We start from the raw sequence: 14,561 nt of genomic DNA, 5'->3' as shown, positions 1-14,561 counted from the left end.
GCAGGATGGGCGTCATGTCGCATCGTTGCCTCAGCCACCTCGAAGCCGTCGCGCGGGCCGCCACCGTCCGGGACCTCGCGTACGCCCTGGACGTGGAGCTGACCACGGGAGACGAACTCTTCCGCTCGGTCACCACCGTCCGCTTCACCGCCGACCCCGGCGCCGAGACCTTCCTGGAGGCGAGGCCGGAGCGTCTGGTCGGCGCCACCCTCAACGGCGTCGCGCTGCCCGCCGACGCGTACGCCGAGGGCCGGCTGCGGCTGGCGGACCTCGCCGCGGACAACACCGTCGTGGTGACCGGGGAGTACGCCTACACCCGCACCAGCGAGGGCGTGCACCGCTTCACGGACCCGACCGACAAGCAGGTCTACGTGTACGCGCAGCCCTCGATCACCGACGCGCCGCGCTTCATGGCCTGCTTCGACCAGCCCGACCTCAAGGCGCCGGTGACCCTGTCCGTCACCGTCGACCCGTCCTGGCTGGTCCGGGCCAACGCGGAGGGCGTGCAGACCGCCCCGGGCCGCTGGGAGTTCCCCGCCACCAAGCCCGTGGCGACCTACCTGATCACGTTCGTGGCGGGTCCTTACGTCGCGGTGACCGACAGCCATGACGGCATCCCGCTGGGCGTGTACGCGCGCGCCAGCTACGCCGAGGTGCTGGAGCGCGACGCGCCCGAGATCCTCTCGCTGACCAAGGCGTTCCTGGACCGCTACCACGAGCTGTTCGGCGTGCGGTACCCGTTCGGCAAGTACGACCAGGCGTTCGTGCCCGAGTTCAGCTGGGGCGCGATGGAGTTCCCCGGCTGCGTGGTGTTCCGCGACGAGCTGCTGTTCCGGGCAGCGGTGACCGACACCGAGCGGCTGGAGCGGGCCGCCATCATCGCCCACGAGATGGCCCACATGTGGTTCGGCGACCTGGTGACCATGCGCTGGTGGGACGACCTGTGGCTGAACGAGTCGTTCGCCACCTACATGGGCTACCGGCTGGTCGGCGAGGTCACCCCGTGGCCCCAGTCCTGGACCCGCTTCGGCGTCGGCCGCAAGGCCTGGGGGTACGCCGCCGACCAGCGCCCCTCGACGCACCCGATCGCGCCCACCGAGGTGGCCGACACCGACGCGGCGTTCGCCAACTTCGACGGCATCTCCTACGCCAAGGGCTGCTCCGCGCTGCGGCAGCTGGTCGCGTTCATCGGCGACGAGGCGTTCCTGACCGGCCTGCGGGCGCACTTCGACAAGCACGCCTGGGGCAACGCCACCCTGGCCGACCTGCTCGGCGCGCTGTCGCTGGCCAGCGGGCGGGACCTGGACGCCTGGGCGCAGGCGTGGCTGCGCACCCCGCAGGTGAACACGCTGCGCCCGGTCGTCGAGTGGGCGGCCGACGGCTCGTACGCCTCGGTCACGGTCGAGCAGACCGCGTCCGAGCAGTACCCGACGCTGCGCCCGCACCGGATCGGCCTGGGCTGGTTCGACGAGCACGGCGCCTGGCAGCACACCGAGATCGAGGTCACCGGCGCGCTCACCCCGGTGCCGCAGCTGTCCGGCGTACGCGGCCGCGGCCTGCTGGTCAACGACGGCGACCTCACCTTCGCCAAGATCCGGCTGGACGAGCGCACCCGGGCCGAGCTGCCCGCGCTGCTGGCCGAGCAGCCCGACTCGCTGTCGCGCTCGCTGTGGTGGAACAGCGCCTGGGACGCCGTGCGCGACGCCGAGTGGCCCGCCACGGAGCTCGTCGAGCTGGCCGCAGCGGCGCTGCCCGCCGAGCCCGACGTCACCATCGTGGAGTCGATCTTCGGACTGGCCCGGTACGCGGCCAGCCGCATGGTGCCCGCGGACCGGCAGGCGGCGGCCCGCGAGGCGCTCGCCGGCGCGGCCAAGACCCTGCTGGCCACCGCCGCCCCGGGCAGCGGCCACCAGCTCGCCGCGGCGCGCACACTCATCTCCACCGCCGCCGACGCCGACCGGGCCGTGCTGCGCGGCTGGCTGACCGGCGCGGACGTGCCCGCGGGGCTGGCGGTCGACGCCGAGCTGCGCTGGGCGATCCTGGGCCGGCTGGCGGTCCTCGGCGACGTCACCGAGGACGAGATCGACGGCGAGCTGCAGCGGGACCCGAGCGACAAGGGCGAGCAGGAGGCCGTACGGGTGCGGGCCTGCCGCCCCGACCCGGCTGCGAAGGAGCAGGCGTTCGATCTGGTCGTCACCGAGCAGGGCCAGTCCAACCGGATCGCGGCCGCGGCCGGCGCGGGCCTGTGGCAGCCCGAGCACGCCGAGCTGACCGCCCCGCTGGTGGCCCGGTACTTCGCCGAGCTGCCGCGCTCGCAGGGCCGTTCCGGCGACCTGCTCGCGCACCTGGCGAAGGCGACCTATCCGGTGTACGCCGTGTCGGAGGACACAGTGGCCGCCGCCCGGTCGGCGCTGGCCGGGGACATGCACCCGCTGCTGCGCCGCGCGCTGGCGGACGAGACGGACGACCTGGCCCGCGCCCTGCGCGCCCAGCAGACCGCCTGACCTGCCCCGCGACCGCGTCCCGCCGAACCGCTCGGCGGGACGCGCGTCTGAGTCCCCGCCTTACGTAGACGTCGGCCTATCTGGATGACTCCGATCGCCGAAAAGTCATCCAGATAGGCCAACGTCTATGAACAACCGGGACGTCGGACGAGCGGGCATAGAATCGGCGCGTGGCGACACGTATCGGGATCATGGGCGGAACCTTCGACCCCATCCACCACGGTCACCTCGTCGCGGCCAGCGAGGTGGCTGACCGGTACGCGCTCGACGAGGTCGTCTTCGTGCCGACGGGACAGCCGTGGCAGAAGACCGAGCACGCGGTCACCCCGGCAGAGGACCGCTATCTGATGACCGTCATCGCGACCGCGTCCAATCCGCGGTTCAGCGTGAGCCGGGTCGACGTCGACCGGGTCGGGCCGACGTACACGGTCGACACGCTGCGCGAGCTGCGCGACCAGTACGGCGAGAAGACCGAGCTGTTCTTCATCACCGGTGCCGACGCGCTCTCCAGGATCCTCTCTTGGAAGGACGCGGACCAGCTGTTCGAGCTGGCCCACTTCGTGGGGGTCACCCGTCCGGGGTTCATGCTCACCGACGCGCACCTGCCCGCCGACGTGGTGAGCCTGGTCCAGGTGCCGGCCATGGCGATCTCGTCGACGGACTGCCGCCGGCGCGTCGCGTCGGGCCAGCCGGTGTGGTACCTGGTACCGGACGGGGTAGTGCAATACATCACAAAGCGGCATCTATACCGTTGATTCCGGGTGTCCGGGCCCACCGCGTGACTATCTCGGCGGCGTACCGGGTAATCCTTGTGAGACTCTGGATGCTGAGCCTGATCGCGAGCATCGCGGACAGGCCACCGACGAAAGGACCAAGGTGCCCGCAACCGAGCGTGCCGTCGAGATGGCCCTGGCCGCCGCGCAGGCGGCCGCCGACAAGAAGGCCGAGGACATCGTCCTGATGGACGTGGGCGAGCAGCTCGTCCTCACCGACGTCTTCGTGGTCGCCTCCGCTCCGAACGAGCGCCAGGTCCTGGCCATCGTCGACGCTGTCGAAGACGCCCTGATGCAGCTGCCCGAGAAGGCCAAGCCGATCCGCCGCGAAGGCGAGCGGGCCGGCCGCTGGGTGCTGCTCGACTTCGGCGACATCGTCGTGCACATCCAGCACAGCGAGGAGCGCGAGTTCTACGCCCTCGACCGGCTCTGGAAGGACTGCGCCCGGATCGAGTTCGTCGACCGGGACCTGGCCACCCAGGACGCTGCGTGAGCCTGGAAAGGGGGCAGGAGGCGATCACTCGCGTCCTGCTGTGGCGGCACGGCAACACCGACTGGAACGCCGAGCAGCGGGTCCAGGGACAGCTGGACGTGCCGGTCAACGACCGCGGCCGGGCGCAGGCCCAGGCCGCGGCCGTGATGCTCGCGCGCAGCGGGGCCTCGCGCATGATCACCAGCGACCTGAGCCGTTGCACGATGACCGCCGCGCCGCTGGCCGAGCTGACCGGGCTCACGCCCGAGCGCGACGCCCGGCTGCGCGAGCGGCACTTCGGCTCCTGGCAGGGGCTGACCACCCCGGAGGTGCGCGAGCGCTTCCCGGACTCGTACGCCCGCTGGCGCGCCGCTGACCCGGATCCGGGCGACGGCGTCGAGTCGCTGCCCGACCTGGGCAAGCGGGTCAGCGAGACGATCCGGCAGGCCGCCGAGCGGGCACCCGGGGCCACCACGGTCCTGGTCAGTCACGGCGGCGCCATCAAGTACGGGGTGGCCGCGCTGCTGGGCTGGCCCGAGGAGATGCTGCCGACGGTCGCGCCGGTGCAGAACTGCCACTGGGTCGACCTGATCCTGCAGTCGTCGTACGGGTGGCGGCTGTCGGCGTACAACGTCGGCGTGTGACCCACTCGCGCAACTTGCGCCAGGGCGGTAGCGTCCGAACTGACATGACCACGCGAAGCCCCCTCACTCATCTGTTGCTGACCGGCGCGCTGCTGGGCGGTCTCCTGCTCACGGCCTGCGCCCCGACCGAGGAGCCGGAGGTGGGCAGTTCCGTGACCCCGCAACCGTCGGCCTCCGCCGTGCCGCCCGTCAGCCCGGGTGGCAAGCCGAAGCCGAGCATGTCCGGCCCCGTGGTGCCGCCGCCCGCCAAGGACGGCCAGGTCATCTCGGTGCGCGGCCGGGTCGAGCGGGTGGAGCTGGAGGGCGGCTGCACCGTGCTGCGCGCCGACACCGGCACCACGTACCAGCTGATGGGCGGTGACCCGAACATCGTCAAGCCCGGCGCCACCGTGTCGATCCGCGGCCGGCTGCGCGACGACGTCATGACGATCTGCCAGATGGGCCCTGTGCTCGAGGTCATCTCGGCGCAGTCGTCGTGACCGGTTAACGTGCCCGCATGTCCGTAGCGGTCGTCACCGACTCCACTGCCTACCTGCCCGCCACCGTCGCGGACGGGTCGCTGACCGTCGTGCCGCTGCACGTCGTGCTCGGCGGCGTGTCCGGCCGGGAAGGTGTCGAGGTCAGCCCGGCCGAGGTCGCCGTCGCGCTGGCCGCCCGCCGGGTCGCGGTGACCACCTCCCAGCCCACCCCGGCCGAGTTCGCCCAGGTCTACGACAAGCTGTTCGCGACCGGGGTGGACGGCATCGTCTCGGTGCACCTGGCCGGTGCGCTGTCCGGCACGCTCGGGGCCGCGTCGACCGCGGCCGGCGAGGCGGCCGGGCCCGTCGAGGTGATCGACTCCTGCTCGGCCGCGATGGGCGTGGGCTTCCCTGCCCTGGCCGCGGTGCGGGCCGCGGCGCAGGGCGAAGACCTGGCGGGGGTACGCGACGCGGCCCTGCACACCATCGAACGCACCAGCACCTTCTTCTACGTGGACACGCTGGAGCACCTGCGCCGCGGTGGCCGCATCAACGCCGCCTCCGCCCTGCTGGGCACCGCGCTGGCGGTCAAGCCCCTGCTGGAGGTCTCCGCGGGCGGCATCACCATGCGCGACAAGGTGCGCACCGCCGCCCGTGCGCTGGACCGGCTGGTCGCGCTCGCGCTGGAGGCGGCCGGTGACGGGCCCGTCGAGGTGGCCGTGCACCACCTGGCTGCCGCGGAGCGGGCCGAGTGGATCGCGGGGGCGCTGCGTGAACGTCTTGGCGACCGGCTGTGTGAGCTGTACACCAGCGAGGTCGGTGCCGTGGTGGCCGCGCATGTCGGCCCCGGCCTGGCCGGTGTCGTCGTGCACCGCCTCCCCGAGGCGGCCCAGTCCCTCCTCGACGACCAGCTCTGACCCGCCCCGCGCGGTCGGCGCGGTTCGCGGCCTGTGGCCGGTGGCTCACGGCTCGTGCCTTTCATAGACGTCGGCCTATCTGGATGACTTCGATCGCAGAAAACTCATCCAGATAGGCCAACGTCTATAGCGGGCGAGGGGTGGGGCGCATCGCGTGGCCCGGATGGGTAGCGCCTGGGCGGGGGAGTGTCGATACTCAGCGTTCATGGAGAAGGCTCGTTCTGAACTTCTCGGCCGGGACCTGGCGCATGCGCTGCGTACCGGCCCGTTCTCCGCCGCCCTGCACCTGGCCATCGAGGACCGGGGCATCCGGCCGGAGGAGATCCAGGAGAAACTGTCCGCCGCCGGCATCAGCGTCAGCCTGGCCACCCTCAGCTACTGGCGGCGCGGTCGCAGCCGTCCCGAGCGTCCCGAGTCCATGAAGGCCGTGCGGATGCTGGAACAGATCCTGTCACTGCCCGCCGAATCGCTCATCGCCCAGCTCGGCCCGCGCCGGCCCCGCGGCCGCTGGCTCAACCAGCCGCCGGGGACCATCGACATCGACCGGCTCTTCGAGGACGGCAACAGCGTCTCGAAGATCATCCGTGAGCTGGACCGGTGGACCTATCACGAGCTCACCCGGATCAGCCTGCACGACCTGTACCAGGTGGGGGCGCAGCGTCAGGAGCTGCGGCTCAACTGCCGCCAGGTGTTGCGGGCCAACGTGGACCGGGTGTCGCGCACCGTCGGCATCTTCCGCACCGACGACCTGGGCGCGCCCACCGGCGTGCACGCCCTGCGCAACTGCCGGCTGGGCCGGGTGCGCTCGGATCCGGAATCGGGCCTGCAGGCCGCCGAGATCATTTTCGACCGGATGCTCTCGCAGGGCGACACCGTCGTCGTCGAGTACGAGTTCGAGAGCGGCTCGCTGGTCGCCACCGACAACTACTACCGCGGCTTCTCGGTGCCGGTCGGGGAGTACGTGCTGCAGGTGCAGTTCGACCGCGACGCGGTGCCGGCCCGCTGCTACCGCTTCGAGCGGCGCGGCCTGCACGCCCCCGACCAGGGCGTACGCGAGGTGTGGATCGGCTCGACGCACGGTGCGCACCTGGTCGCGGCGGACATCCCGCCGGGCATCGTCGGCATGCGCTGGGAGTGGGAATGAACGGCCGGGCATCGTCGTGAGATGCCCGGCCGCTCGTTCCCCCCGTCCCCGTCCCCTGGTCAGGAGACGTTGATGGTCACATCGTCGATGACCCAGCTGGTCTGCAGCGACTGGTCCTCGACGCCGTTGAACTTCAGCGTCACCGTCTGCCCGGCGAACTGGCCCACGTTGACGACCTTCTCCACGTAGGCGGAGTTGGCGTCGAGGTTGGTGGCGGTGGCCACGGTCGTGCTGCCCATGGTCACCGTCAGCCGGTCCCAGACCTGTCCGTCGGTCTCGGCGGTGGTGATGCGCACCCAGTAGCGCAGCGTGGCGCTGGTGCAGCCGGCCGGGATCGTCACCGACTGCTGTACCCAGTCGGTCTGGGTCTGGCCCTGGCCGCCCAGCCACGCGCTGCGGGTGCCGGTCTTGCCCGGGTAGCCCGAGCCCGCCCAGGCGCCGACGACGCCCGTGTCGGCCGTCCACGGCGTGGTGCCGCTCTCGAAGCCGGCGTTGCCGACGACCTGCGCCGCGGTGCAGCCGCCGCCACCGGTGGTGATCGTCCAGGTGAAGTTCGTCGACCCGGTCTTGCTCGCCGAGTCGGTGACCGTCACCGTGACGTTCGAGGTGCCCGCGGTGGTCGGGGTGCCCGAGATCAGGCCGCTGGACGAGCTGATCGACAGCCCGGCCGGCAGGCCCGAGGCGCTCCAGGTGTACGGCGACGTGCCGCCGGAAGCCTGCATCTGGAGGCTGGCCGACTGCCCGACCACGCCGCTCTTGTTACCCGGGTTGGTGACCGACGGGTTGTTGGGGTTGGTCCCGCCGTTCATGAAGCCCGTGTAGAGCAGCCGGTTCGGCGAACCCGTCCCCGGCGAGGTGACCTTGCCCGTGGTGGCGTTGTTCACCAGCGCGTCCCGCACCTGGGCGGGCGTGGCGTTGGGGTTCAGGCCCAGGTACACCGCGGCGGCGCCGGCCGTGTGCGGCGAGGCCATCGAGGTGCCGGTCATCGTGGCGGTGCCGGTGTTGCTGGAGTACGACGCCGACACGATGCTCGTGCCCGGCGCGAAGATGTCCAGGCAGGAGCCGTAGTTGCTGCTGCTGTTGCGGGCGTCGTTGCTGCTGGTGTTGCCGACGGTGACCGCCGCGGCGACGGCCTGCGGGCTGTAGTAGCAGGCGTCGTCGGAGGAGTTGCCCGCCGCCTGGACGAACTGCACGCCCGACGAGATGAGGCTCGACACGGCGCTGTCCATGGCCTGGCTGGTGCAGCGGCTCTGGCAGCCGATGCTGTAGTTCACCACGGCCGGCTTCTGGGCGTTGGTGCGCACCCAGTTGATGCCCGCGATGAGGTCGTCGTTGGTGCCGCTGCCCTGGCAGTTCAGCACCCGGACGGATGCCACGGAGGCCTTCTTGGCCACGCCGTAGCTGGTGCCCACGGCGGTGCCGGCCACGTGCGTGCCGTGTCCGTGGCAGTCCGTCGGCGTGCTGTCGTCGTCCACCATGTCCGTGCCCTGCTTGACGCGGCCGGTGAACTCGACGTGGTTGGCGTTGATGCCGGTGTCGAGCACATAGACCGTCACCCCCTGACCCGGGTTGGTGGGGTACGTGTACGCCTGGTTCAGTGGCAGGTTCGCCTGGTCGATGCGGTCGTCGCCCCAGTTCGGGGGATTGTTCTGGGTGTCCAGGATGCCGATGCGCTGCACCGCCTCGACGGAGGCGACCGCGGGGTCGGCGGCCAGCTTGCGCGCCTGCGCCGCGGTCATGCCGACCGAGAAGCCGCGCAGACCGGCGGTGTAGACGTGGCGCGTCTTGCCGCCGAAGCGGCCGGCCAGGTCACGTGCCTTGGTGCCGACGGTGCTCGCGGGCACCGCGGAGTCCTTGAACACCACGATGTAGCGGTCGGCGACCGCACCCGGGCTGTCGGCGTACAGGATGCTGGCCTCAGCGCCGGCGGGGGCGGCGTTTGCCGGCCCACCGGAGCCGAGCGCCCCGGCGAACGCGACGATGATCGCGAAGCCCAGGGCGGAAACTCGATGCCGCAAGGTTCTCTCCTCCCAGAGATCCCACCCCGCGGCCGGGTCCCGATGACGCCGACCGCGAAGGGGTGACGCAGAACCTAGGAGCAGATGAATCCGTTGCGGCAGTGCGGTTAACAGCGATCGATGATTCGTAACGTCAAAACTGTTTATTGAGGTGGCGTGACACCGGCAGTCGTGATCGGACGAATACTCGCCCCTGCTGCGGCCATAACACACCAGGGCCTTGATCAGGCGGTTGTCCACAACCGGCCCGTCGTCCACAGGCACAAGAATTGAGGCGTACGCCCACCGCGCGCCCGCCCCTACCGTGGCCCCGTGCCGTCGTCCCCGTTCCGTAAGCCGCCGCCCGCCGAGGCCGACCTCGGCCGGCTGCACCGCGTACTCACCCCGGCCAGCGCGTCGCCGCCCTGGCCGGACCTCCTGGACGCGCCGTTCCTCGACGTCCTGCCCGATTTCGCGCTGTCCCGGCCCGCTCGCCAGTTGTTGCCGCTGGACCCGACCGCCTCGGGCGACCCGCACACCCATGTCCTGTCGCCGTCTGGCGCGCCGCGGGTGGCCAAGCCGCCGGCGGCGGTCGTCCACGGTGTGCTGCCGGTGGCGACGTCGCACGGCGTGCTCCCGATGCACCCCGCGACCGCCGCTGAAGCCGTGCTGCCAGTGGCCACGTCGCGTGGCGTGCTCCCGGCGCACTCCACCGCCGCCACCGAAGTCGTGCCGAACGCCGCCGTCCCGACCGCTTTCCCGGGTCGCGCGCTACCGGATGCGGAAGGTGTTCCGGTGGTGGGCGAATCGCCGAGCGCGCTGCCGGGCCGGGCGGCGTTCGATCCTGGGAGGCGCGGGCTGCGGGCACTGGCAGCCGTCGCCGCGCTGGTGGTTGCGGGTGCGGCATACCTGGCCTGGCAGGCGCGCCCGTCCGTCGAGCCTGTGCCCGAACCCGTGCCGGTGCCGGTCGCGGAGTCGGGCCGACCGGTCGCGTCGCCGTCGCCGACGCTGCTGGTCGTGGCGGTGACCGGGCGGGTTCGCAAGCCGGGCCTGGTCATGCTGCCTGCGGGTGCCCGGGTCGCGGACGCGGTCGAGGCGGCGGGCGGGGTGCTGCCTGACACCGACCTGTCCGCGGTGAACCTGGCCCGCAAGGTCACCGACGGCGAGCTGATCGCGATCGGGGTGCCGGGCGTGGCCGCCGCGGACGGTCCGGCCGCCGGGACAGGGCCGGGTGCAGGACCGGTGAACCTGAACACCGCGACTCTCGCTCAGCTCGACGCGCTGCCGGGGGTGGGCCCCGTGCTGGCACAACGCATCCTGGACCACCGGGCCCGGCATGGAGACTTCCGCAGCGTCGGCGACCTGCGCCAGGTCGAAGGCATCGGGGAGTCGAAGTACGCCCAGCTCAAGGACCTGGTCACGGTCTGATGGACGGTCCCGACCTGCGGCTGGCCCCGTTCGCCCTGGGCTGCTGGGCGGCATCGCTCACCGCGCTGTTCACCGGCCTCGGCGTCACTCTGGTCCTCGGTGCCGTCGGTGCACTCGGCACCGCCCTGCTCTTCGCCCGCGACCACGTCTCACGGCGGGTGCGCCGCCGCTTCGGTCTGCAGTTTCGGGGAAACTGCACGAACGACGACCACGTTTCGCGCAGTTTCCCCGAAACTGCGAGCGAGGCGTGGCGTGGCTCGTGGCGGTGGATCGTGGCCGGGATTTTTCTCGGGGTGCTGTGTGGTGCGGCGGCGACCGGGGCGCGGCTGGCGGCGCGGGATGCGGCGGAGATCGTCGCGCTGGTGGACGGGCACGTCTCGACGACTGTGGTGCTCACCATGCGGGATGATCCGCACCGGTCGCCCGGGGTGGTCGGGCGGCCCGCGACCTGGGTGGTGGGGGCGGACCTGGAGCAGGCGGGCGACCTGCGTACCGATGTCGGGGTGCTGGTGTTGGCCAGTGGGGACGGTTGGGCGGGGCTGCTGCCGGGGCAGCGGGTGCGGGTGCCCGCGCGGTTCGGGCCGTCCCGGGGCGGTGACCTGCGGGCGGCGGTGCTGTCCACCGAGCGGCCGCCGGAACTGCTGGGTGAGGCGTCGTGGACGCAGCGCGCGGCAGGTGGGCTGCGTGCGGGGTTGCAGCGGGCCTGCGCGCCGCTGGACGCGGCTACGGGCGGGCTGCTGCCGGGTCTCGTGGTGGGTGACACCAGCCGCCTCGACCCGGCGGTCGAACAGTCCTTTAGGGACACCGGGATGACCCATCTAACAGCTGTTTCGGGCAGTAACGTAGCAATCGTCACCGGGGCAGTGCTGCTGCTGGCCCGCTTCAGCCGAGCCGGGCCACGGCTGATCGCGGTGGTGTGCGCGCTGTCCGTGGTCGGGTTCGTGATCCTGGCGCGGCCGTCGCCGAGCGTGCTGCGGGCCGCGGTGATGGGTGGGATCGCGCTGCTGGCGCTCGCGTCCGGCCGGTCCCGGGCGGCGCTGCCCGCGCTGTCGGCGGGTGCGGCGATCCTGCTGATGGCCGATCCCGAGCTGGCCGCCGACGCGGGGTTCGCGCTGTCGGTGCTCGCGACCGCCGGGCTGCTGCTGCTCGCGCCGCCGATGCGCGACGCGCTGCGCCGCCGGAGGGTCCCGGCGGGCGCCGCTGAGGCGCTGGCCGTGCCCGCCGCCGCGCAGCTGGCCTGCGCCCCGGTGGTCGCGGGCATCAGCGGCACGCTGAGCCTGGTCGCCGTGCCGGCGAATCTGGTCGCGGTGCCCGCGATCGCGCCCGCGACCGTCACCGGCGTGGCCGCCGCGCTGCTGTCACCGGTGTGGCCGGCCGGGGCCGAGTTCGCCGCCTGGCTCGGCAGCTGGCCCGCCTGGTGGCTGGTCACGGTCGCGAGAGTGGGTGCCGAGGTGCCCGCGGGTGTGCTGCCGTGGCCGGGCGGGCCGCCGGGAGCGCTGCTGCTGGCCGGGCTGACCGTGCTGCTCATGATCGGTTTCCGGCGTCCCGCGGTACGTCGGCTGGCCGCCGTCATCGCGCTGGCGGCGGTCCTCGGCGCGCTGCCGGTGCGGGTGCTCACCGGCGGCTGGCCTCCCGACGACTGGCTCGTCGTGGCGTGTGACGTGGGGCAGGGCGACGCCACCGTGCTCAACGCGGGCGACGGCGCGGCCGTGGTCGTCGACGCCGGGCCGAAGCCCCGCGACGTCGACCGCTGCCTGCGCGAGCTGGACGTGGACGAGGTGCCGTTGCTGCTGGTCAGCCACTTCCACGTGGACCACATCGGCGGGCTGGACGGCGTGCTCGCCGGGCGCCGGGTCGGCGCGGTGCTCACCACACCATGGCCCGAACCTGCCATGGGCCGGGAGGCTGTCGTCCGGGCCGCGGCCGCGCACCGGGTTCCGGTGTCCGACGCGCCGGAGTCCGGCGGCTGGACGGTCGGCGACGTACGGCTGGAAGTGCTGCCCGCGCCGCCTGAGCGGGGCACCCGCAGCGACCCGAACAACAACTCCCTCATGCTCGTGGCGACCGTGCGCGGAGTACGGGTGCTGCTGACCGGGGACGCCGAGTCCGAGCGGCAGCAGGCGCTGCTGGGAGCGGGCGTGGACGTGTCCGCCGACGTGCTCAAGGTCGCCCACCATGGCAGCGCGTTTCAGGAACCGTCCTTCCTGGACGCTGTCGCGCCGAGGATCGCGCTGGTCAGCGTGGGGGAGGGCAACGACTACGGCCATCCGAGCGCGTCGGTGCTGGCGCGGCTGGCCGGGCGGGGCGCGCGGGTGCAGCGCACCGACGTCAGCGGGGACCTGGCGGTCGTGCTCGCCGACGGGAAGCTTTCCGTCGTGCTCCCGACGCGCCCGTTGGAGTGACGGTGGGCGGCGGCCAGTTCGCACATGCGACGATAGCGAGGTGGTGAGCCAGGTTCCGCCCCCCGTCCTGACACCCGTGGTCCTCGTGCTGGGCGACGAGGAGCTGCTGGTCGCGCGCGCGATCGCCGACGCGGCCGCGCAGGCGCGCGCCGCCGATCCGACGGCCGAGGTCCGCGAGGTGGAGACGGGCGCGATGCTCGTCGGTGAACTAGCCGAACTGCTCAGCCCGTCGCTGTTCGGCGGGGTCCGGGTGGTGGTGCTGCGCGCCGCCCAGGACGCCAAGAAGGACGTCTCGGCGGTGCTGCTGGACTACGCGAAGTCGCCCGACCCCGACGTGACGCTGGTCGTCGCGCACGCGGGCGGCGCGAAGAACAAGGCGCTGGCCGACTCGCTGACCAAGGCCGGCGCGTCGGTGGTGCCCGCGGCGAAGCTGACCAAGCACCGCGACCGGGTGGACTTCGTCACGGGGGAGGTGCGCCGCCTCGGTGGCCGCTGCGCCCCCGACGCGGCCGAGACGCTGATCGAGGCCGTGGGCAACGACCTGCGCGAGCTCGCCGCGGCCTGCAACCAGCTGATGGCGGACACCGGCGGCCGGATCGACCAGGCCACGGTGGCCCGTTACTACCGGGGCAAGGCCGAGGTGAGCGGGTTCGCGGTCGCCGACGCCGCGGTCGCCGGGGACGTGCCGGCCGCGCTGGAGGCGCTGCGCTGGGCCCGGCACAGCGGCGTGGACCCGGTGCCGATCGCGGACGCGCTGGCCGACGGTGTGCGCACCGTCGCGCGGGTGGCCTCGGCGGGACGCGGCAACGCGTACCAGCTGGCCTCGACGCTCGGCATGCCCGCCTGGAAGATCGAGAAGGCGCAGCGGCAGGCGCGCGGCTGGACCCCGGACGCGCTGGTGCTCGCGATGCGGGCCGCCGCCGACTGCAACGCCGCGGTGAAGGGCGGCGAGGAGGATCGCGACTACGCGCTCGAACGCACCATCGTGGCGTTCGCGCAGGCCAAGCAGGCGGGAGGTGGGCGATGACCGCGGGTACCAGGTCCCGGCGCGCCGGGGGCATCAGCCCTGAAGAGGCACGCCACCGGCCGCTCTACGCCCGGGTGCTGGGCCTGCAGTACGTGCGCCCCAGCAACCTGATGTGCTTCCTGTTCTTCGAGGGCACCGTGGCGCTGGCCGTGCTGCTGTCACTGGCCGAGTTGACCGGCTGGTGGGCGGTGGCCGTGCTGCCCGCCTCGGTGGCGGTGATGGTGAAGCTCAACGACGTGATCGCGGGCGCGACGACCCGATCCGGCGGCACGTCGGCCCGCTCGCGGGGCACGGCGACCCGGCCGAAGTCCGCCACGCGTCGGGCGCCGGCCCAGCCGACGGTGCGGCTGCGCGTGGCCGCACCGGCCGAGACGGCGCCACCACCCGAGACCGTGCCGCCGCAGCGGCCCGCAGGTGACGAGCGCGACCCGTACGCGAACCGCCCCGGATACAGCGAGCCGGAGGGGTTCGCCGCTCGTTCCGGCAACGGCGGCCAGGACTCGTACACCGGCCGGACCGGTTACGGCGAGCAGGAGATGTACGCAGGTCAGGCCGCATACGGCGAGCAGGAGACCTACGCCGGTCAGTCCGCGTACGGGTACGCCCAGGACGGGTATGACGAGCAGGAGACCTACGCCGGACAGTCCGGGAACTCCCGACACGGCGCGCCGGGGCATGCGGCCTCGGCCGAGCCGGACGGCGAGGAGCCGTGGCTGGGCACGGCCGAGCAGCGTGCCCGCCAGTCGGCGGCATACCGCTACGAGTAGTTCCCGCTGGAATACACCGATGCCCGGC

General features: G+C 72.6%; 12 protein-coding genes. 11 read left to right on the top strand and 1 reads right to left on the bottom strand.

Going from position 1 to position 14,561, the window contains the following annotated elements:
* The first annotated feature begins 14 nt into the window (after positions 1–14).
* The 7 genes from pepN (at position 15) to F6W97_RS35350 (ending at position 6,912) form a co-directional block, all read left to right on the top strand.
* A complete protein-coding gene (gene pepN / locus F6W97_RS35380) occupies positions 15–2,504 on the top strand; it encodes an aminopeptidase N (protein WP_155374918.1) in 2,490 nt (829 codons plus the stop codon).
* A gap of 170 nt (positions 2,505–2,674) precedes the next feature.
* Entirely contained in the window at positions 2,675–3,259 is a 585-nt protein-coding gene (gene nadD, locus F6W97_RS35375; protein ID WP_155374917.1) for a nicotinate-nucleotide adenylyltransferase, read from the top strand.
* Between the two features lie 121 nt (positions 3,260–3,380).
* Complete coding sequence (gene rsfS / locus F6W97_RS35370; RefSeq protein ID WP_155374916.1) at positions 3,381–3,770, top strand: ribosome silencing factor; 390 nt, start codon at positions 3,381–3,383, stop codon at positions 3,768–3,770.
* Between the two features lie 23 nt (positions 3,771–3,793).
* Positions 3,794–4,393, top strand: coding sequence for a histidine phosphatase family protein (locus tag F6W97_RS35365; RefSeq protein WP_155374964.1), 600 nt, complete (start codon positions 3,794–3,796; stop codon positions 4,391–4,393).
* Positions 4,394–4,437: 44 nt separating this feature from the next.
* Positions 4,438–4,872, top strand: a complete 435-nt coding sequence (locus F6W97_RS35360; protein ID WP_155374915.1) for a DUF5818 domain-containing protein — start codon at positions 4,438–4,440, stop codon at positions 4,870–4,872.
* A gap of 17 nt (positions 4,873–4,889) precedes the next feature.
* On the top strand, positions 4,890–5,768 hold the full coding sequence (locus F6W97_RS35355) for a DegV family protein (protein WP_155374914.1): 879 nt from the start codon (positions 4,890–4,892) through the stop codon (positions 5,766–5,768).
* 205 nt (positions 5,769–5,973) lie between these two features.
* On the top strand, positions 5,974–6,912 hold the full coding sequence (locus tag F6W97_RS35350; RefSeq protein ID WP_155374913.1) for a hypothetical protein: 939 nt from the start codon (positions 5,974–5,976) through the stop codon (positions 6,910–6,912).
* 59 nt (positions 6,913–6,971) lie between these two features.
* Here F6W97_RS35350 and F6W97_RS35345 read toward each other — a convergent pair whose 3' ends face one another.
* Entirely contained in the window at positions 6,972–8,930 is a 1,959-nt protein-coding gene (locus F6W97_RS35345; RefSeq protein ID WP_230687239.1) for a S8 family peptidase, read from the bottom strand.
* 618 nt (positions 8,931–9,548) lie between these two features.
* On the opposite strand from F6W97_RS35345, the gene F6W97_RS35340 reads away from it, so the two are divergent.
* The 4 genes from F6W97_RS35340 to F6W97_RS41585 are packed head-to-tail and all read left to right on the top strand — an operon-like array spanning position 9,549 to position 14,533.
* Positions 9,549–10,337, top strand: a complete 789-nt coding sequence (locus F6W97_RS35340; protein WP_155374963.1) for a ComEA family DNA-binding protein — start codon at positions 9,549–9,551, stop codon at positions 10,335–10,337.
* Positions 10,337–12,739 carry a ComEC/Rec2 family competence protein gene (locus F6W97_RS35335; RefSeq protein ID WP_155374911.1) on the top strand — a complete coding sequence of 801 codons (2,403 nt, stop codon included), beginning with the start codon at positions 10,337–10,339 and terminating at the stop codon, positions 12,737–12,739. Before F6W97_RS35340 ends, F6W97_RS35335 begins: the two co-directional genes overlap by 1 nt.
* A 43-nt stretch (positions 12,740–12,782) precedes the next feature.
* Positions 12,783–13,766: a DNA polymerase III subunit delta gene (gene holA, locus F6W97_RS35330; protein WP_155374962.1), complete on the top strand. Its 984-nt coding sequence runs from the start codon at positions 12,783–12,785 to the stop codon at positions 13,764–13,766.
* On the top strand, positions 13,763–14,533 hold the full coding sequence (locus tag F6W97_RS41585; protein WP_407924640.1) for a hypothetical protein: 771 nt from the start codon (positions 13,763–13,765) through the stop codon (positions 14,531–14,533). The genes holA and F6W97_RS41585 overlap by 4 nt, the downstream gene beginning before the upstream one ends.
* The last annotated feature ends 28 nt before the right edge of the window (positions 14,534–14,561 follow it).

It is taken from the genome of Catellatospora vulcania (assembly GCF_009720385.1).
Taxonomy (GTDB): domain Bacteria; phylum Actinomycetota; class Actinomycetes; order Mycobacteriales; family Micromonosporaceae; genus Catellatospora; species Catellatospora vulcania.
Note: the sequence above shows the minus strand (reverse complement) of the source record. Positions and strands in the feature narration are given on the sequence as shown.